We start from the raw sequence: 18,383 nt of genomic DNA, 5'->3' as shown, positions 1-18,383 counted from the left end.
AACAAAAAAAGGCTATACTGGTAATTGTGGATAATGATTATCTTTTTATATGGAGGTACAAACATGCGATTGTCATCAGGTTGGGAACAGTCAGTCTATGTCTTACTCATGTTAGATCAGCTCCCTGAAGGAAAATATATCAATACAATTTCCTTGAGTGAACGGCTAGAAGTTTCAGATTCTTATTTGAAAAAAATTATAAAACTATTAGACAACGAAGGATTGGTTAAATCCGTTAGAGGGAAAAATGGAGGCGTTGCTCTTTCTAAACCCCTCAGCCAAATCACCTTTTACGATGTATTTGTAGCTATAGAAGGAAAAAATCGAATCTTTGAAAGTCAAAATCTTCTAAAAAAATTCTTAGGCAACAAGGAAAGTAAAAAGGCTAAAAGATGCGTCGTAACCAGCTCTCTTGATATTATTGAAAACACTTTAGTTGCAACCCTGACTTCTATTACACTCAGTCAGGTAGCCCATCAATCTGAGATTAACTATGATTTAACCGATATCAGAAATTGGATCAATAAATGCGAAAACTAGCTGAAGAAAAAATTCTTCAACTAGTTTTTATAAATCCTTGACAAATAATTTTACAAGGACTATACTATATTTGAAGATATAATATATCTTCTATATCGTCAACAATGGTATTTCATTGCATGCTTTTGGATAGCTAAAGAAAGAAGGTTCTTATGAAAGTTATTTTAGCTACTGACCAAGATGGTTTCCAACTGAAAGAAACCGTCAAACACTATCTGCTTCATTCTGGTTATGAAGTAATTGACCTCAACTCTACACAAGGTTCTGCGGATTTCGTTGATTCTACTATCAATGCTATTACAGAGTTTAGAAAATATAAGCAAGCTCGTGCTATTCTTTTTGACAAGTTTGGACATTCTTTTATGCCTGCTAATAAGTTTAAAGGTATTATCTGCGCCGCTGTTTACGATGAACACTCTGCCATGATGACTATTCGACACAATTCTACTCCAATCATTACAATTGGTTCTGGAATTACAGGTGATATTTTAGCAGTTGAAATAGTCAAAGCCTTTCTTGAGCACAACTATGATTCTGGTCGTCACCAAGTTCGCATTGATATGCTGAACAAGCTCTGCTAGGAGGTATTCCCATGAAAATTGCTCTCGGTTGTGATCACATTGTAACAGATGTGAAGATGAAGATTTCAAAACACCTAAAAGAACAAGGCCATGAAATCATTGATGTTGGTACTTATGATTTCGTCCGTACTCACTATCCTATTTATGGTCGCTTAATTGCAGAGGAGGTCGTCAATGGACGGGCTGACTTTGGAGTTGCCCTTTGCGGTACAGGTGTTGGAATTGCTGTATCTGCTGATAAAGTTCCTGGAACTCGAGTTGTACTTGTCGGAGATGTTGCGACTGCTCGTTCCGCTCGTGAAAATCTCAATGCTAATATTGTTGCTTTCGGTGGTGCAATCCTAGGTATCAATTTCATTAACAACATCGTAGATGAATTTATCAATACCAAGTACAAACCAAATCCTGAAAAAGAGGAATTGATTGCGAAAATTGATAAACTATCTGAAGTGAGCCCAGATGTAGCTGCCAATGATCATATCTTCGATGAAGAGAATGCCAAGTGGGATCGTGGGGAATATCACGATTAACTTGTATTCCAACTTCTATATTTTTTCTAACCTTGAGAATAGCTAACTCAAGGTTATTTTGACATCAAAAAAAGTCTAGAGATATTTCTATCCCTAGACTGAAGTTTTTTTCGCAATTTGAGTGCTACACGCGTTCTTTCCATGAAGTCGCTGTTGTTTGAAGAACTTTGTTGAGTTCGTCAATGTTTTCAAATCCAGTTGTGCGAAGCCATTCACGAGCTGCTGCTTCACCATCTTTGATGTAAGCTTCAACTGATCCAGCCCATGTTGCACGGCCACAAAGAACTCCGTTAAAGTTTGCACCTGATTCATGAGCAAATACAAGAGTATCTTGGAAAAGTTTAGCTGATACACCAGCACTCAAGTAAATGTATGGCAAGTTAGTTGCTTCATCTTGAGCTTTGAAGAAGACTGCTGCTTCTTCACGTGTATAAACTACTTCACCTTCAGCGAAGCCTTCAACATATTTAATGTTAACAGGAACTTCTACTTTCAAGACATCAATGTTAAAGCGTGGGTCTGAGAAGACTTTCATAGCACCGATAACTTTGTGTGGTTTTACTTTCGCGTATTCTACAGAACCTGCATCAGCAATTTTTTCATCGTAAGCAAGGATTTCAAGGAAGAATGGAATATCTTCAGCCACACACTCAGAACCGATACGTTCGATGTAAGCTTGTTTTTCTTGGTTAAGTTCGTCTGAGCTATCTACATCATAGTAAAGCAAGAATTTAACCGCATCTGCACCTTCTTCTTTAATACGTTTTGCAGACCAAACATCCAAGCAGTCTGGTAAGCGTTTTGTGCTTGTTGTGTCGTAACCTGTTTTTTCATAAGCAAGGAGAAGACCAGCTTTTTCATCAAGAGCTTTAGTTGCTGGAAGTCCATACTCAGGGTCAAGAAGCATAGATGAAGCGTATTTAGTCAATTCATCTGCAACCAAGACTTTCAGTTCTTCCATTTGAGCCACAGTTGGTTCTTCTGTTTGGTGTTGAGCCATGAGGCGTTTCAAAGCACCACGTTGGTCAAAAGCAAGAGCTGAGATGATTCCATTTTCATCAGAAAGTTTTTCTAAGCGTGCACGTTTTTGTTCTGTTAAAGCCATTTTATACCTCTTTTACTATTAATTGATCATATAGAGCTTGATAGTTAGCCATGTTGACATGGCCAGTCATTTTTTCTTGAGCATTGAGCATACCAAGGACATTAGCCTTGATGAGTAGTTCCGCATCCGATTCTTTATGAAGTAGTCCTGAAGAAATTCCTGCCACAGTAGAATCTCCAGATCCGACAGGGTTGACTACCTGGATTCTAGGAATATCTACCTTGTAAAAAGTGTCCCCATGTTTGGCAAAGGCACCATTAGCACCAAGTGAAACGATAATCCATTCAATACCTGCAAACAAAGGTTCTTGAAGTACTTCTTTTAATTCATCCAAATCCTCAGAAACTTCTCTTCCAAGAAGCTGAGATAATTCCTCATTATTTGGTTTGATAACTGTTGGTTTATGTGGTGATTCAAGAACCGTCTGAAGTGCTGCACCAGAGCAGTCTAAGACTACAGGCTTGCCAGCTTGATTAGCAAGTTCTACCAAGCTCGCATAGTAATCAACTGGAAGACCAGCTGGCAGACTACCTGAGATAGCTACTACTTCAACGGACTCTAGGAGATTTTTGAAATGTTCCAAAAAGTCTTGACCTTCCTGTTCCAATACTTCAGGACCTTTTTCAAGAACTTCTGTTTGGTTGTCTCCGTGAAGAATAGCGATACAGTTACGAGTTTCTCCCTGAATAGAAAAGAAATCTTTCTTAACATTATCATCAATATTTTCAACTAAAAACTCACCAAGTTTGCCACCAACTAAACCAGTAGCAAGAACTGAATCGCCAAATTCTGAAAGTACTCTAGTAACGTTTAGTCCTTTACCACCAGCAGTTTTGGTTACATCCACCACACGATTGACAGTATCAATCTTCAACTCATCCAAAGGATAGGAAATATCAATGGATGGGTTCATTGTGACTGTTAAAATCATAGGTCACCTCTTAGTCGTGGTATTCTCCGCGATCCCATTTTTCAAGGAATTCAGTGAAGAAGTTTGCGTCTGTTTGTTGAGCATTGTGACTTTCAAGGTGTTCAATTTTCGCAATCAATTTCTTGTTTTCTTCAGATGGTTTGTATTCAGCATGGATGAAAGCTTCGATGATATCACACATAAGCAATTCACCAGTAATCTTACCACCAAAACCGATAACGTTAGCGTTCAATTCTTCTTTAGCATAAAGGGCTGTTGTCATATCACGAACCAAGGCAGAACGAACACCTGGGACTTTATTTACAGCGTTGTTGATACCAACACCAGTACCACAGATACATACTCCAAGATCAGCTTGACCACTAGTTACAGCTTCCCCTACTTTTTTACCAAAGATTGGGTAGTGAGTACGTGTATGGTCATATGTACCAAAGTCAATAACTTCATATCCTTTTGATTTCAAAAATTCTGAAACCGCCATTTTTTCATCTGTTACGATGTGGTCACATCCAATTGCAATTCTCATTAGTTATTCCCTCCGATTAATTATATAAATCTAATATCATTTATCCCTACTCAAAAAAAATCAAGATTAGCTTAGGAAGCGAGCTGCAAGCATAACTGAGGTTAGCTAAAGTGAGCTGACAACAGATTATCTTGATTTTTGAAGAGTATTAGCACATTTTGTTCAACATATCGACCCTAATTTGGTGACGTCCACCATCGTATTTACCATTAACAAATCCTTTAGCAATGTTTTTAGCCAATTCATCACCAACAAGTTGTGCCCCCATAGTGATCATACGTGAGTTGTTGTGTCCACGAGTCATATAAGCTGAACGTTCGTCAGATACTTCTGCAGCAACCATTCCTTTGATTTTAGTTGCAACCATGAATGGACCAGCACCATAAGCATCAATCACGATACCAAGGTTTTGTTCTTCTTTGTTTACTTCTGCAGCAACAGCAAGAGTCACATCAACAAAGTCTTGACCTTCAGCTGTAACATCCACAACGTGGAAATTTTCTTTTTCCAAGAAGTCTTTCACAACTTCTTTCAATCTCAAACCTGCAGCATCTGCACCGATAACAATAGACATATTGTATACTCCTTTTTATTTTTCTAGGCTAGTAAAACCTTTTATAGTTAGCAGTTTACCTACAAAAGCTTTCTAGCAGTTTATTGACAAATTGGATTGAATGAGATGAATGACACCTTATTCAAGTTTAGGAAATCAGTTTCCTAGCAAATAATCCTTCTCCACGAAAGAGAATATAACAAGTGATTATTTGTTTGTTACAAACATCATTTGTTGTTTACAAACATAATATACTCCTATTTCCGGAAAAAGTCAACAGTTAATGTTTGTTTTTATGTTTTTTAACTAAAAAATTTCGATGTCAAAACCAATTTGATCCACTTGACCAGGTTCTAGGAGACGAACATTCTTCTTATCTTCTAGACGATCTCCTTCTTCAAGAGATGTTGACAAGCCAGACCATGGTTCAAAAGCAATAAAAGGACCTTTATTCAAAGTTGACCAGATGATGAGGTTTGGAAACTCTGCAAAGTGCACTTTTAATCCCTTATCATGTTTACGAGAACGAAGGGCAATTGTTCTAGATTGCAATTCATCTAAGGTGACTGCATCTGTGCTGAAAAGATCATAACTAAGATCTAATTCCTTTTGCCCCTCTAGCCATGGACTTCTATCTTGGAAATCCAACATACCTGTTTCTGGGAAAGGATGTGGAACAGAGCAAGTCTCTTCTTTCTCAAACTCTAAATAGTAATCTTCATAGACCTCATCATCCAGTAGAGGACAATTAAATCCTGGATGTCCACCAATAAAGTAAGGCATGACCTTGCTAGTTTCTTTATTAAAAATCTTGTATTGAGTCCGTACTGTTTTACCAGTAAGACTATAAGTAATTTCTAGGCGAAAATGATAAGGATAGTTTTGATAGCTATTCTCATCGTCTTCAATTGCAAAAGTTACACTCTTGTCTGTCTGTTCAACTAATTCAAATTCTTTCTTACGAACCAAACCATGACGAGGAATGTTTCCTTTGCTTTCTTGCCCCTTCTCATCTATATAGAGGGCTGTATCCTCTCTCAAAGAACCACAAATGGGAAAGAGAACAGGAGCTTGTCCACTCCAATAAGTGGCATCCCCTTGCCACAAATACTCAAGTCCCTCAGCATCTTTTATAGAAGAAAGAGCCCCACCAAAACTGTTAAATTGTACTCTTAATTGTTCTGATTTTAATTCAATTACCATTATTTTCTCCGATTTCTTGATAGTTTATAAAAAACTAGGCTGTCACTCCTATCAGGAAAATAACAACCTAGCTTTAACAATTTACATTTTATAGGAGCGTATTATTTTGCTTTCGCTGCGTACTCTTCGTTACGTTTAATCATTTGTTTTCTGTACCAAGCAAAGATACCGATATAGAATACAAGGAAGACTACAGCACCAAGGATTGCTTTGATATCACCTGTTGTAGTGTTACCAATTGTCCAACCAAGAAGTTTTTCGATTGGTCCTTCAAGAGTTGAGTGAGTAATCAATTGAGTTTGGCTCACACCTTCTGGGAAGGCACCTACACCTTTAGCAAGTTCTGTTGCAAATGGTGCAATAAGTGTACCTGAAAGAAGGAAGAGTGGCAACAAGAGTGTTCCGAAGATAATCATACGGAGCAATTTACCACGTGTTACAACCAAGAGAGCTGGAGTAACACCCATAGCGATGATACCTGCAAGTGGCAAGATACCATTTCCGACTTTTGAAAGAAGCACAGCTTCAATCAACATGATTGGTGCAAGTACGTTGGCACAAGCCCAGATTTCAGCACGACCAGCGATGAATGGCCAGTCAAGACCGATATTAAACTTACGTCCTTCCAAACGTTTAGTAGCAACGTTGGTAATACCTTGTGAAAGTGGTTCTACGGCCGCAATGAACCATGAACCGATTAGTGAGAAGAGTTCCAAAGCTACACCGGCTGTCAAACCAAGAGACAACCAACCTTTGATAACTTCTTGCCAGTTTGCAGCATCTTTAAGTCCTTCAACAGGATGCGGAGTCCCCATCAAACCGATAACGATACCAAGGATGAAACCGATGAAGAATTTAGATCCCCAGAAACCGATTTTCTTGTTCAATTTAGCAGCATCAAAGTCATATTTATCAAGACCTGGGAAGAATTTTTCAAAAATCTTATCCAAAACCATGATAACTGGGTTCATCATGTAGTTCATGTGAGTTGAAGTCATTGGTGATGAGCTTGGTGCGTTAAGAAGGTCGTCGAATGTAGGTTTCATCAAGTCAGAGTTGATAATTTTAAGAACCCCAACAAGAACAACTGCTGCAGTCGCAATGAAGAGTGAAACTCCTTGGCTAACGCCATTGTTGTCTGCATACCATTTAATCAAAAGACCTGTGATAGACAAGTGCCAGATATCGAAGATATCAACATCAAGTGTATCAGTTTTCTTCATAGCAAGCATCACTACGTTAACAATCAACATGATGAGCAAGAAGTAAAGTGTCCAAGCAGATCCCCAAGTGATTGTGGCAAGTGGCGCCCAACCAACGTCGGTGATGTTCAATTGAATACCAGTGTTTTCAACGAATTTTGCAAGTGATGCTGAGAAAGCACCGTTCAACATTCCGATGATAGCCCCGATACCAGTAAGAGCGATGGCAAGTTTGATACCACCTTCAAGCGCTTTGGAGAATTTCACTCCAAAAAGTAGAGCCAATACTGTCAAAATGATCAGCATGATGATTGGTCCACCCATGTCCAAGATGGGTTTGAACAGCTTATTAGCTAGTTCGATAATGACATCCATAATAGTTCCTCCCTTTTTATGTTATATGAATGTTAACAAATTATTAATTAGCTTAACCCGTGTTCTTTAATGGCTGCTTCAATATTGTCAAATACTGGAGCACTCATAGCTGGGATACGGAATAAGATTGGTCCAGCTTCGATAACTGGAATACCTGGATCAAAACCAAGATCTGTAGCAGCAATTGGTGTGAAGATGTCATAACCTTTGATAAGGTCTTCATTAACGTCTTTGACCATTACTGCATCACAGTGAACATCAAAACCGCGGTTTGAAAGTTCTTCTTCAAGAGCACTTTTAATTTGGTGGCTTGAGTTAACACCTGCACCGCAGGCAGCAAGAATTTTAATCATATGGATTTCCTCCGATTTAATATTTTTAATAGACAAGATTAAGCTGTTGCTTCAGCTATATAAGCATAGAGAGCTTCAGGTTCTGAAATTTTTGATAGGTCTTCAAGATGACCATTTCCAGTAAAGAAGTCCATCAACTGAGCAAGAATGTTCGTTTGACTTGAACTTGAGTTATTAATGATAAAGAAGAGTAAGGATACTTCTACTTCCTTATCTGGCGCAATCATATTGTGGAAAGTCACTGGTTTTTCTAATCGAACCACCACAACTTTTTCAGCTAGATTATGAACAATATCTGTATGAGGAATAGCCACATTCGGCAAATCTTTACCCAAAAATTCCATATCTAAACCAGTTGGAAATGACTTTTCACGCGTGATCAAGGCTTCACGATAGGTTGGAGTTACGATTTCTCGTTCTTCCAATAAAGTTGCAACCTGATCAAAGAGTTGTTCTTGATTATCCGCTTCTAAGCAAAACACAAGGTTTTTGTCAAAGAAATGATCTAATCCCATAAGGTTTTCCCTTCTTTCCATTAACTTTATGCTATAAGTATAACACTATATGAAACCGTTGTCAATATTTTTCTGTTCTTTTTTGTCTCTTTTTTTATATTTTTGTTGTTTTTATAGTTTGTTATGTAAAAACAAACAATTAAACAAACATCCAAAACATTTCTTATGTTCCAGAATAGAAAAAAAGCAGACCATTTTAGTCTGCTTTACTATTGATTCTTATATAAATTTCCTGTAAACAAGGAAAAATAATTATGACAACTTATTCTTCATCCATACTCAAGACGCTGAGGAAGGCTTCTTGTGGGACTTCTACTGATCCTATAGCTTTCATACGTTTCTTACCAGCTTTTTGTTTTTCTAGAAGTTTACGCTTACGAGAAACGTCACCACCGTAACACTTAGCAAGTACGTTCTTACGAAGGGCCTTGATATCTGTACGAGCCACAATCTTGTGTCCAATAGCTGCTTGGATTGGCACCTCAAATTGTTGACGAGGGATGATTTTCTTGAGCTTATCAACGATGAGTTTCCCACGTTCATAGGCAAAGTCCTTGTGAACGATAAAGCTGAGGGCATCCACCTTGTCTCCGTTGAGAAGGATATCCATTTTCACCAGCTTAGATGGGCGGTACTCTGACAATTCATAGTCAAAGCTTGCATAACCACGAGTTGAAGACTTGAGCTTATCAAAGAAATCAAAGACGATTTCAGCCAGTGGAATTTGATAGATAACATTAACACGATTGTCATCGATATAGTCCATCGTCACAAAGTCCCCACGCTTGCGCTGAGCTAGCTCCATCACTGCTCCGACGAACTCCTGTGGTACCATGATTTGCGCTTTAACATAAGGCTCTTCAATGGTCGCAATCTTAGTTGGGTCTGGGAACTCAGACGGGTTAGACACATCCATAGACTCACCGTCGGTCAAATTAACCTTATAGATAACGGATGGAGCTGTCATAATGAGGTCGATGTTGAACTCGCGTTCCAAACGTTCTTGGATAACATCCATATGAAGAAGCCCAAGGAAACCACAACGGAAACCAAATCCAAGGGCCTGAGATGTTTCTGGTTCAAACTGAAGACTAGCATCATTCAGTTGCAATTTTTCAAGCGCTTCACGTAGGTCATTGTACTTGTTTGACTCGATTGGATAGAGACCCGCAAAGACCATAGGATTCATCTGCTTGTAACCATGTAATGGCTCTGTCGCAGGATTGGTTGCCAAGGTAACGGTATCACCCACACGAGTGTCCTGAACCGTCTTGATAGAAGCCGCAATATAACCAACGTCCCCAGTCGCAAGGAAATCACGACCAACTGCTTTCGGTGTAAAAATACCAACTTCGGTCACATCAAAGGTCTTACCATTACTCATAAGTTGAATCTTATCGCCAGGTTTAACCACTCCATCCATGACACGCACTTGGAGAATAACCCCACGGTAAGCATCGTAAACAGAGTCGAAAATCAAGGCCTTAAGTGGTGCCGTCACATCACCCGTTGGTGCTGGTACTTTTTCTACGATTTGCTCGAGGATTTCTTCAATACCTATACCAGCCTTGGCAGAAGCCAATACTGCTTCACTGGCATCCAAACCAATGACATCTTCAATCTCTGTACGCACACGCTCTGGATCCGCTGCTGGCAGGTCAATTTTGTTAATAACTGGCATGATTTCCAAATCATTGTCCAAGGCCAGATAAACATTGGCAAGGGTTTGAGCCTCAATTCCTTGGGCAGCATCGACCACCAAAATCGCTCCCTCACAGGCAGCTAGCGAACGTGAAACTTCATAGGTAAAGTCCACGTGCCCCGGCGTATCAATCAAGTGGAAAATATAAGTTTCCCCATCTTTTGCCGTGTAATTCAACTCGATGGCATTCAACTTAATGGTAATTCCACGTTCCCGTTCTAGATCCATACTATCCAAAAGCTGGGCCTGCATTTCACGGCTTGAAACCGTCTCTGTTTTTTCCAAAATGCGGTCTGCTAAAGTTGATTTACCGTGGTCAATATGGGCGATAATAGAGAAGTTACGGATCTTCTCCTGTCGTTTTTTCAATTCTTCTAAGTTCATGATTCTCTTCCTTTCAGGGTATCTATTTATTATAAATTGTTTTTGATATTTTGACAAGACCATACCCTGCCAGGAGTACTAATCTTCAGCAACAAAGCCGTCATTTTCGATAAAGTGGTGTTCTGTCATTCCTTGGTCTGTAAAGACAATCCCATGAAGGACACCACCATAAACAGCTCCTCCATCCATTCCAATCTTACCGTCTTCTGTCACCCAAAGCTCAGCTGTACCGCGTTCTTGCTGTAACAAGCCATAAACTGGTGTGTGACCAAAGACAATGGTTTTCCCAGTATGATTTTCGGCTTCGTGGAATGGTTTTCTAAGCCAGACTTTTTTATAATCTGTGGTTTCATGCCAGTCGTCTAAGGTCAAATCAATACCTGCGTGAACAAAGATATACTTGTCTGTCTCTACCACAAAAGGCATTTGACGAATAAATTCGACCAAATCTGCTGCTTCAGCGGCAACACGCTTGGCATCTTCTACTCCATCAACTGGGGCATCCAAGGGACGACCTAGGATAGAGTTAATAGTTGTATCTCCACCATTACGACGATAGTGGTCATAACTTTCTTCTGGGTCATCGAGCCAAGTCAGAAACATATACTCGTGGTTTCCAGATAAACAGATAGCCCCTTGATTGTCCACTAAGTCCTTGACCATTTCTAGAACACGGCGACTATCCTCACCACGGTCAATCAAATCCCCTAGAAAGAGCAACTGGGTCTGACCATCCCAGGTTTTGAGAAGGTCTTCCAGCATCCCAGCTTTTCCGTGAACATCTCCAATTACATAATAGTCTGTCATCTTATTTCTCCCTATTTCTCAACAATTCTCTGGCTTGCGTTAGGGCTGCTTCTGTCACATCGTCACCTGCCAACATCTTGGCAACTTCTTCCACGCGCTCTTCAACCGTCAAGAGACGAACAGTCGAAACCGTTGAATGGTCATTACTAATCTTCTCAATAAAGAATTGATAATCCGCAATCGCAATCACTTGTGGCAAATGGGAAATAGCCAGAACCTGACCATGCTGGCCAATCTTGTGAATCTTCTGTGCAATAGCCTGAGCTACACGGCCTGAAACTCCTGTATCCACCTCATCAAAGACTATGCTGGTCTTGCCTTCTTTACGAGAAAAGGCAGACTTGATGGCTAGCATGAGACGAGATAATTCCCCACCAGATGCAACCTTGACCAAGGGTTTAAAATCTTCACCAGGGTTGGTTGAAATGTAAAATTCGACCGTTTCATTTCCCTCACGACTGAATTTGCCCTTGTTAAAACGAACCTGAAACTGGGCTTTTTCCATATAGAGGTCCTGCAGTTCTTGTTTAATCTCAGCTTCAAGCTGCTGAGCCAAGTCATGACGAGCAGATGCAAGCTGGCCTGCCAAATCAACAAGATTGACTTCCAATTTCTTGAGCTCTGCTTCCATGTCCTCAGAAGAAAGATTATTGCCTGTCAAGAGATTGTACTCTTCTGTAATCTTAGCAAAGTAAAGCAAGACATCGTCTACAGTCCTACCATACTTGCGGGTAATAGTATGAAGGAGGTCCAAACGATTCTCAACCTGCATGAGACGATTGCCGTCAAAATCAAGGTCCTCAATAATAGCTTCCAGACGTTTGCTAATGTCTTCTAAGACATAGTAGGTCTCAGACAGAGAGCTCGAAATTTCACGGTATTCAGGATCGTACTCTTCGACACTTTCCATGTCATTCATGGCTGAACGAACATTGGCCAGACTTGAAAAATCTTCATTGTCCAACATGCTGTAGGCATTGGTCAGTGTATCCGCAATATTTTTATGGTTGAGCAGTTTATCACGCTCTTGATTAAGAGCCAAATCTTCTCCAGCCTGCAAGTTTGCTGCCTCAATCTCTGCCATTTGAAATTCCAACATTTCAATACGAGCCTTGTGTTCCTGTTGGTTTTTCTTGACTTCCAGAACCTGCTTGCGCATTTTTCGATAAGCATCAAAACTCGTTTTATAGGTTTCTTTCAAGTCCCAAAAAGCTACGTCACCGAATTCATCCAACATTTGAATATGAAGTTGAGGGCGCATTAACTCTTCTTGGTCATGCTGACCATGAATATCTACCAGATGTTGCCCAATAGCTCGCAAAACAGACAGATTGACCATCTGGCCATTGACACGACTGATACTCCGACCATTTTGCAAGATTTCCCGACGGATGATAATTTCATCACCCATTTCCAAACCTTGCTCATCAAAAATTTCCTGTAAAAGGCGACTATTCTCAACTGAGAAAAGTCCCTCAATCTCTGCCTTTGGCGCACCATGACGAATAACATCTATCGTCGCACGAGCTCCCAACATCATATTCATGGCATCAATGATAATCGACTTCCCTGCACCCGTTTCACCAGTCAGGACAGTCATCCCTTTTTCAAAATTGAGGGAAATAGCCTCAATAATGGCAAAGTTTTTTATCGAAATTTCAAGTAACATATAGACCTACCAATTTTTTACTTGTTCAAAGATTTCCTCAGCTAGACTTTCACTTCTGGCAATGACTAAAATCGAGCTATCATCAGCCAAACAGCTAAAAATCTTGTCAGAAAAAGTCTCGATTAACTGAGCTTTTACAAAAGCTGTATTTCCTGGAATAACTTGGAGATTGATCATCTTATCCATCAATTCTGCCGATTCGATATTGTCTTCAGCCAGTTGCAAACTTTTTACGATTGATTTTGGCAATTCGTAGACATAGGTGTTGTCTCTCAAAGGAATTTTGACAATACCTAGTTCTTTGATATCTCGTGATACCGTCGCCTGAGTGGCAGTGATACCTGCCTCTTTCAAATGTTCTACAATTTCTTCTTGTGTACCGATTTGATAATCTGTCACAAATCGTCTAATTTTTTCAAGTCTCTCTTTTTTATTCATTTTTAAATTGACTATGCGCCCTCTCTACTACTTCTTCAATATCAGCAAGAACCTGATTGCTTGCTGACTCTTCTTTTTTCAAATACGCTAAAAATTCAATATTTCCATGTCCACCTTGGATGGGAGAAAAGTCCAATCCAAGGACTGAAAAGCCTTCCTCTACTGCCATGGTTGTGACAGATTCAAGGACATGTTGATGGACCTTGGCATCGCGAATGATTCCATTTTTCCCAATCTGCTCACGTCCTGCCTCAAACTGAGGCTTAATTAGAGACACAACCTGACCTTGATCAGCTAACACACGGTGCAAGGCTGGCAGAATCAGACTGAGGGAAATGAAACTCACATCAATGCTGGCAAAGCTCGGTTCCTGCTCGAAATCAGTCTTTTCAGCATAGCGGAAATTAAACTGCTCCATGCTGACAACACGTGGGTCTTGGCGTAATTTCCAAGCCAATTGATTGGTACCAACATCAACTGCAAAGACTAACTCAGCACCATTCTGTAGCATAACATCGGTAAAACCTCCAGTAGAAGCACCGATATCAATTGTTGTTGCTCCTTCAACTAACAAATCAAAGACCTGCAAGGCTTTTTCCAATTTCAAGCCACCACGGCTGACATACTTGAGTTTTTCACCCTTGAGTTTTAGCTCGGTGTCGTCTGGGATTTTCTCTCCTGGTTTGTCAAAACGTTCTCCATTCAGGACTGCTACGACTAGACCAGCCATAACACTGCGCTTGGCCTGTTCTCGCGTTTCAAACAAACCCTGTTTATAAGCTAGTACATCCACTCTTTCCTTAGCCATTGATTCTCAAACTTTCTACTACTCTTACAATCGATTCTATCTCAAAGGGAACTTGCTGGGCAATTTCTTCTAATTTGGCATTAGCTTGATCCAGAGTTTGGTTACAAAAGGTAATGGCTTCTTCCAAGCCCAACAAGGCTGGATAGGTTGACTTTTCAGCCTGCAAATCCTTTTGTGGAGTCTTGCCGATTTCCTCAAAACTAGCTGTCACATCAAGCACATCGTCTCGAACTTGAAAAGCAAGTCCTATTAATTCGCCAACAGTTTTGAGTTTTGCCTGTATTTCAGGTGACAATTCAGCAATGATGGCAGCTGCTTGGAAGGGATAAGCTAGTAATTTTCCAGTCTTATTCGCATGAATGGTCTGAAGTTCTTCCAAAGATAAATGCTGGTGTTCACCCTCCATGTCCAAAACCTGCCCTGCTACCATGCCCAGACTTCCTGAAGCAAGCGATAGGTTGGCAATTAAGTCTACCTTAATCTGACTTGGCAAATCTGCCTGCGCTATCAAGGCATAGGGATCCAGGAACAAGGCATCTCCTGCCAAAATTGCCATTGCTTCGCCAAATTTCTTATGATTGGTCAAACGCCCTCGACGATAATCGTCATCATCCATGGCAGGAAGATCATCATGAATCAAGCTCCCTGTATGAATCATTTCCAAGGCAGCTGCCACCTGTGCGTGAGCAGGTTTTATAGCGACCTGCAAGGCTTCCAATACTTCCAACAAGAGAAAAGGGCGAATACGCTTGCCACCAGCATGAATGGAATAGAGAACCGATTCTCTCAAACTAGAAGCAAACTGCTGGTCTCCATAAAAATCTTCCAAGGCCGACTCGACAAGAGCTAATTTTTCTTGCTTTTTCATTCAAAATCACTTTCTGTTCCGTCTTCTTGCATGACCTTGACCAAAGTCTTTTCAGCCTTGTCCAGCGTCGCTTGGAGCTCTTTTGACAAGACCATGCCTTTTTGAAAGGCAGCAATCGCATCTTCTAGAGCAATTTCACCATTTTCCAAACTTTGGACAATGGTCTCCAGTTCTGCTAGATTTTCCTCAAATTTCTTTTGTTTCGACATCTTTAACCTCTAATTCTACTTGACCATCTCGCATCAAAAGCGTTACTTGGTCTTTTTTCTTCAAACTCTCAACCGAATCGACAACGGACTCTTCTTTTTTGACAATAGCATAGCCACGCGCCACGATTCGACTGGTATCCAGCATCAGCAGGGCTTCTGAAAGTCGCTTGACCTCAGAAACCTTGGCATCATAAACCAGCGCCATTTGGCTACGTAAGAGCTTGTCCAACTGACCTAGGCGGTCTTGATAACGCTGGATTTTGGTAACAGGTGATAATTGGACCAGTTGATGCGTCCTTGATTGAACTATTTGCTTGTTATCAGAAATCTGTGTTCGCAAACTTTGTTTTAATCGCAGTTGCAGTTGGTCCAAGCGTTGCAAATAGCCATCATACAAGCGCTCTGGCTGTCTAAAGATAACAGACTGACTGCATTTTTTCAAAGCTTCTTGTTTCTTAGATAGGACATTTCGGACTGCTGTTGCCATCCGTTTTTCTTGATTCTGCAAATGAGTTAATAGATCCAACTTGGTCACAGGTGTTGCCAGTTCAGCAGCTGCTGTTGGTGTCGCAGCCCGTCTATCTGCCACAAAATCTGCCAAGGTCACATCCGTCTCATGCCCCACACTAGAGATAACTGGCAAACGAGATTCAAAAATAGCTCGTACCACAATTTCTTCGTTAAAAGCCCAGAGATCTTCTATGGAACCACCTCCACGACCAATAAGCAACAAATCCAAATCGTCTCGTTGATTAGCACGCGCAATATTTCGAGCAATTTCCTCCGCAGAACCTTCACCTTGAACCTTGGTCGGATAGAGAAGGATATCAACACCTGTAAAGCGTCTGCTGACGGTCGTGATAATGTCTCGAATAACGGCTCCACTGCGACTGGTTACTACACCAATTCTCTTAGAAAATTGGGGCAGAGGTTGCTTGAAACGTTCTTGAAACAGGCCTTCTTCTGTCAATTTTTTCTTGAGTTGCTCAAACTGAATCGCAAGCGCACCAACCCCATCAGGCTCTGCCTTTTCAATGATGATGGAGTAGCTACCACTTGGTTCATAGACCTGCACACGCCCAATCACATTGATTTTCATTCCTTCTTCTAGGTCAAAACCTAATTTCTGATAAATCCCATACCAAATAGTCGCTTGAATGACTGCATGGTCATCCTTTAGGGAGAAATATTGGTGAGTAGGTCGTTTACGAAAGTTGGAAACTTGACCAGTTAAATAGACCCGTTCCAAGTATGGGTCTTTATCGAATTTCATTTTCAGATACTTGGTCAAAGTTGTTACCGATAAATACTTTTCCATCTCCACCTACTATTCATTTTCTTGCTTTTCCATGGGTATTATTATACCAAAAATATGCCTAAAAATCTCCATTTATGTACCATTATGAGGGAAAAATAGAAAAAGGAGGCAAGGCCTCCACATCTGTTTATTTGCTGTTTCGAGCTTCTTCCAAAATCTTTGCAATCTTGGTTGTCAACAGGTCGATAGCCACTGTATTGCTAACCCCTTCAGGAATGACGATATCAGCATAACGCTTAGTCGGCTCGATAAACTGATGGTACATAGGTTTGACCACACCTAAATACTGGTCAATAACGCTATCAAGGCTACGGCCACGTTCTTCCATATCACGCTTGATACGACGAATAATGCGCACATCATCATCTGTATCCACAAAAATCTTGATATCCATCAAATCACGCAGACGCTTGTCCTCCAGGACCAAAATCCCTTCAACGATAAAGACATCTTGAGGCTCCTGACGATAGGTCTTGTTGCTTCGTGTATGCTCTGTATAGTCATAAGTCGGAATGTCCACCGGACGCCCTGCCAACAACTCCTTAATCTGTTCGATCATCAAGTCTGTATCAAAGGCAAAAGGATGGTCATAGTTGGTTTTGACACGCTCTTCAAAGGTCAAGTGAGACTGATCCTTGTAATATGAATCATGCTCAATCATGGAAATCTTTTCATCAGGGAAATGCGATAAAATGGCTCTTGAAACACTGGTCTTACCTCCACCAGAACCACCTGTCACTCCGATAATGATTGGTCTATTTTGCATGCTATCCTCCGTTTTTTTATCCGTCGTCTATTCTATCACATTTTTTACAAAATTTATAGTCTGGTTTGGATAGTTTAGGAGAAACAATTCCAATTTCTACACTTCAATTATACTAGCTAAAAACCTTCCTTGGCTTGTAAAGATCCCCCCGTTTTTCAAGAATGGCTAGTAATTTGTCATCTTCAAAGGCAGCCAATTCTTGTTCTGTTTGTTCGAGTTCGATAAAACGACCAAAGCGTACTTCTGTAGCCTCTTCTTGAGTTAGGAAAACTTTGATAAGGTCGCCTGTCCCAATCTCTAGAGGATAGAGAAAGTCCAGTTGACCAGCCTCTACTTTTTCAGCAATTTCTTCCAAGGTCAAAGCAACATCTAACTGTAACCCTGCAGCACTAGTCCGTGTCAACTGAGACATATGAGCCGCATAACCCAGCTTCTCTCCCAAGTCAACCGATAAGGTACGGATATAAGTCCCTTTACTGCATTTTACACGAAAAGTAAAGCGTGCAAGATGACCCTCATAAGAAATCGGACTTGTCCGATCAAATTGGTAGATGGTTACCTGACGTTCTGGTCGCTCTACTTCCTGACCTGCACGTGCATACTCATAGAGCTTACGACCATTGACCTTGACTGCCGAATACATAGGCGGAATCTGAATAATAGGTCCTGTCAGTCTGGCGATTGCTTCATCAACAAGCTTTTCATCCAAGTGCGATAAAACAGGTGTCTCTGCGACCACTTCCCCGCTAGCATCCTCAGTCGTCGTGGAATAGCCCAGAGTGATTTCACCCTCATAGACCTTGCCCTCATCCTGCATAAACTCGACCATGCGTGTCGCCTTGCCAACCGCAATGGGCAGAACTCCCACTACATCCGGATCCAAGGTCCCACCATGACCAATCTTCTTGGTTCCCAAAATCTTACGCAGTTTAAAAACCGCATCATGCGATGTCATCCCCGCTTCTTTTCTTAAGTTGATAATACCGTTCATTTTTGCTTT

General features: G+C 40.7%; 21 protein-coding genes. 3 read left to right on the top strand and 18 right to left on the bottom strand.

The genetic code is table 11. From position 1 onward, the window contains the following. Positions 1–63: 63 nt before the first annotated feature. The 3 genes from HT731_RS04060 (at position 64) to lacB (HT731_RS04050) (ending at position 1,651) form a co-directional block, all read left to right on the top strand. On the top strand, positions 64–540 hold the full coding sequence (locus HT731_RS04060) for an Rrf2 family transcriptional regulator (RefSeq protein WP_050215895.1): 477 nt from the start codon (positions 64–66) through the stop codon (positions 538–540). 152 nt (positions 541–692) lie between these two features. Then, on the top strand, positions 693–1,121 hold the full coding sequence (lacA, locus tag HT731_RS04055) for a galactose-6-phosphate isomerase subunit LacA (protein WP_061759066.1): 429 nt from the start codon (positions 693–695) through the stop codon (positions 1,119–1,121). An 11-nt stretch (positions 1,122–1,132) separates the two neighbouring features. Beyond that, on the top strand, positions 1,133–1,651 hold the full coding sequence (gene lacB, locus HT731_RS04050) for a galactose-6-phosphate isomerase subunit LacB (RefSeq protein WP_061759065.1): 519 nt from the start codon (positions 1,133–1,135) through the stop codon (positions 1,649–1,651). A gap of 124 nt (positions 1,652–1,775) precedes the next feature. Here the strand turns inward: lacB (HT731_RS04050) and lacD are convergent, their stop codons facing one another. The 18 genes from lacD to truB all read right to left on the bottom strand — a co-directional run bounded on the left by lacD (position 1,776) and on the right by truB (position 18,374). Continuing rightward, a complete protein-coding gene (lacD, locus tag HT731_RS04045; RefSeq protein WP_173277743.1) occupies positions 1,776–2,756 on the bottom strand; it encodes a tagatose-bisphosphate aldolase in 981 nt (326 codons plus the stop codon). A 1-nt stretch (position 2,757) separates the two neighbouring features. Continuing rightward, positions 2,758–3,687, bottom strand: coding sequence for a tagatose-6-phosphate kinase (locus tag HT731_RS04040; RefSeq protein ID WP_173277741.1), 930 nt, complete (start codon positions 3,685–3,687; stop codon positions 2,758–2,760). A gap of 10 nt (positions 3,688–3,697) precedes the next feature. Further along, positions 3,698–4,213, bottom strand: a complete 516-nt coding sequence (gene lacB, locus HT731_RS04035) for a galactose-6-phosphate isomerase subunit LacB (protein WP_173277739.1) — start codon at positions 4,211–4,213, stop codon at positions 3,698–3,700. A 148-nt stretch (positions 4,214–4,361) separates the two neighbouring features. Further along, entirely contained in the window at positions 4,362–4,787 is a 426-nt protein-coding gene (gene lacA, locus HT731_RS04030) for a galactose-6-phosphate isomerase subunit LacA (RefSeq protein WP_000029277.1), read from the bottom strand. A 285-nt stretch (positions 4,788–5,072) separates the two neighbouring features. Further along, entirely contained in the window at positions 5,073–5,969 is an 897-nt protein-coding gene (locus HT731_RS04025; RefSeq protein WP_173277738.1) for an aldose 1-epimerase family protein, read from the bottom strand. A gap of 101 nt (positions 5,970–6,070) precedes the next feature. Further along, positions 6,071–7,546, bottom strand: coding sequence for a PTS galactitol transporter subunit IIC (locus tag HT731_RS04020; protein ID WP_000382514.1), 1,476 nt, complete (start codon positions 7,544–7,546; stop codon positions 6,071–6,073). A gap of 47 nt (positions 7,547–7,593) precedes the next feature. After that, positions 7,594–7,899 carry a PTS sugar transporter subunit IIB gene (locus HT731_RS04015; RefSeq protein WP_000590547.1) on the bottom strand — a complete coding sequence of 102 codons (306 nt, stop codon included), beginning with the start codon at positions 7,897–7,899 and terminating at the stop codon, positions 7,594–7,596. A gap of 38 nt (positions 7,900–7,937) precedes the next feature. After that, positions 7,938–8,414: a PTS sugar transporter subunit IIA gene (locus HT731_RS04010; RefSeq protein ID WP_000521980.1), complete on the bottom strand. Its 477-nt coding sequence runs from the start codon at positions 8,412–8,414 to the stop codon at positions 7,938–7,940. Between the two features lie 262 nt (positions 8,415–8,676). Continuing rightward, complete coding sequence (lepA, locus tag HT731_RS04005) at positions 8,677–10,500, bottom strand: translation elongation factor 4 (RefSeq protein ID WP_001047210.1); 1,824 nt, start codon at positions 10,498–10,500, stop codon at positions 8,677–8,679. A gap of 78 nt (positions 10,501–10,578) precedes the next feature. After that, entirely contained in the window at positions 10,579–11,307 is a 729-nt protein-coding gene (locus HT731_RS04000) for a metallophosphoesterase family protein (RefSeq protein ID WP_173277736.1), read from the bottom strand. 1 nt (position 11,308) lies between these two features. Then, entirely contained in the window at positions 11,309–12,976 is a 1,668-nt protein-coding gene (recN, locus tag HT731_RS03995) for a DNA repair protein RecN (RefSeq protein WP_125450988.1), read from the bottom strand. Positions 12,977–12,982: 6 nt separating this feature from the next. Next, positions 12,983–13,414: an arginine repressor gene (locus HT731_RS03990; protein ID WP_078352218.1), complete on the bottom strand. Its 432-nt coding sequence runs from the start codon at positions 13,412–13,414 to the stop codon at positions 12,983–12,985. Beyond that, positions 13,407–14,222: a TlyA family RNA methyltransferase gene (locus tag HT731_RS03985; RefSeq protein ID WP_173277734.1), complete on the bottom strand. Its 816-nt coding sequence runs from the start codon at positions 14,220–14,222 to the stop codon at positions 13,407–13,409. The genes HT731_RS03990 and HT731_RS03985 overlap by 8 nt, the downstream gene beginning before the upstream one ends. Next, a complete protein-coding gene (locus HT731_RS03980; RefSeq protein ID WP_173277732.1) occupies positions 14,215–15,090 on the bottom strand; it encodes a polyprenyl synthetase family protein in 876 nt (291 codons plus the stop codon). The genes HT731_RS03985 and HT731_RS03980 overlap by 8 nt, the downstream gene beginning before the upstream one ends. Then, entirely contained in the window at positions 15,087–15,299 is a 213-nt protein-coding gene (locus HT731_RS03975; protein WP_000043226.1) for an exodeoxyribonuclease VII small subunit, read from the bottom strand. The genes HT731_RS03980 and HT731_RS03975 overlap by 4 nt, the downstream gene beginning before the upstream one ends. Next, complete coding sequence (gene xseA / locus HT731_RS03970) at positions 15,277–16,617, bottom strand: exodeoxyribonuclease VII large subunit (RefSeq protein ID WP_173277729.1); 1,341 nt, start codon at positions 16,615–16,617, stop codon at positions 15,277–15,279. Before xseA ends, HT731_RS03975 begins: the two co-directional genes overlap by 23 nt. A gap of 127 nt (positions 16,618–16,744) precedes the next feature. Next, positions 16,745–17,383 (bottom strand): uridine kinase, encoded by a 639-nt coding sequence (udk, locus tag HT731_RS03965; RefSeq protein WP_102210182.1) that lies wholly within the window; start codon positions 17,381–17,383, stop codon positions 16,745–16,747. Positions 17,384–17,495: 112 nt separating this feature from the next. Beyond that, entirely contained in the window at positions 17,496–18,374 is an 879-nt protein-coding gene (gene truB, locus HT731_RS03960) for a tRNA pseudouridine(55) synthase TruB (RefSeq protein WP_125450992.1), read from the bottom strand. Positions 18,375–18,383 lie beyond the last annotated feature (9 nt).

It is taken from the genome of Streptococcus sp. k-163, from assembly GCF_013277555.1.
Lineage (GTDB): Bacteria > Bacillota > Bacilli > Lactobacillales > Streptococcaceae > Streptococcus.
The sequence above is the reverse complement of the archived record's forward strand: the minus strand, read 5'-3'. Positions and strand labels throughout refer to the sequence as shown.

Bases quoted from the DNA above. Each gene is read 5' to 3' on its own strand.
- HT731_RS04060 (WP_050215895.1), top strand. From the start codon at position 64: ATGCGATTGTCATCAGGTTGGGAACAGTCAGTCTATGTCTTACTCATG.
- lacA (WP_061759066.1), top strand. From the start codon at position 693: ATGAAAGTTATTTTAGCTACTGACCAAGATGGTTTCCAACTGAAAGAA.
- lacB (WP_061759065.1), top strand. From the start codon at position 1,133: ATGAAAATTGCTCTCGGTTGTGATCACATTGTAACAGATGTGAAGATG.
- lacD (WP_173277743.1), bottom strand. From the start codon at position 2,756: ATGGCTTTAACAGAACAAAAACGTGCACGCTTAGAAAAACTTTCTGAT.
- HT731_RS04040 (WP_173277741.1), bottom strand. From the start codon at position 3,687: ATGATTTTAACAGTCACAATGAACCCATCCATTGATATTTCCTATCCT.
- lacB (WP_173277739.1), bottom strand. From the start codon at position 4,213: ATGAGAATTGCAATTGGATGTGACCACATCGTAACAGATGAAAAAATG.
- lacA (WP_000029277.1), bottom strand. From the start codon at position 4,787: ATGTCTATTGTTATCGGTGCAGATGCTGCAGGTTTGAGATTGAAAGAA.
- HT731_RS04025 (WP_173277738.1), bottom strand. From the start codon at position 5,969: ATGGTAATTGAATTAAAATCAGAACAATTAAGAGTACAATTTAACAGT.
- HT731_RS04020 (WP_000382514.1), bottom strand. From the start codon at position 7,546: ATGGATGTCATTATCGAACTAGCTAATAAGCTGTTCAAACCCATCTTG.
- HT731_RS04015 (WP_000590547.1), bottom strand. From the start codon at position 7,899: ATGATTAAAATTCTTGCTGCCTGCGGTGCAGGTGTTAACTCAAGCCAC.
- HT731_RS04010 (WP_000521980.1), bottom strand. From the start codon at position 8,414: ATGGGATTAGATCATTTCTTTGACAAAAACCTTGTGTTTTGCTTAGAA.
- lepA (WP_001047210.1), bottom strand. From the start codon at position 10,500: ATGAACTTAGAAGAATTGAAAAAACGACAGGAGAAGATCCGTAACTTC.
- HT731_RS04000 (WP_173277736.1), bottom strand. From the start codon at position 11,307: ATGACAGACTATTATGTAATTGGAGATGTTCACGGAAAAGCTGGGATG.
- recN (WP_125450988.1), bottom strand. From the start codon at position 12,976: ATGTTACTTGAAATTTCGATAAAAAACTTTGCCATTATTGAGGCTATT.
- HT731_RS03990 (WP_078352218.1), bottom strand. From the start codon at position 13,414: ATGAATAAAAAAGAGAGACTTGAAAAAATTAGACGATTTGTGACAGAT.
- HT731_RS03985 (WP_173277734.1), bottom strand. From the start codon at position 14,222: ATGGCTAAGGAAAGAGTGGATGTACTAGCTTATAAACAGGGTTTGTTT.
- HT731_RS03980 (WP_173277732.1), bottom strand. From the start codon at position 15,090: ATGAAAAAGCAAGAAAAATTAGCTCTTGTCGAGTCGGCCTTGGAAGAT.
- HT731_RS03975 (WP_000043226.1), bottom strand. From the start codon at position 15,299: ATGTCGAAACAAAAGAAATTTGAGGAAAATCTAGCAGAACTGGAGACC.
- xseA (WP_173277729.1), bottom strand. From the start codon at position 16,617: ATGGAAAAGTATTTATCGGTAACAACTTTGACCAAGTATCTGAAAATG.
- udk (WP_102210182.1), bottom strand. From the start codon at position 17,383: ATGCAAAATAGACCAATCATTATCGGAGTGACAGGTGGTTCTGGTGGA.
- truB (WP_125450992.1), bottom strand. From the start codon at position 18,374: ATGAACGGTATTATCAACTTAAGAAAAGAAGCGGGGATGACATCGCAT.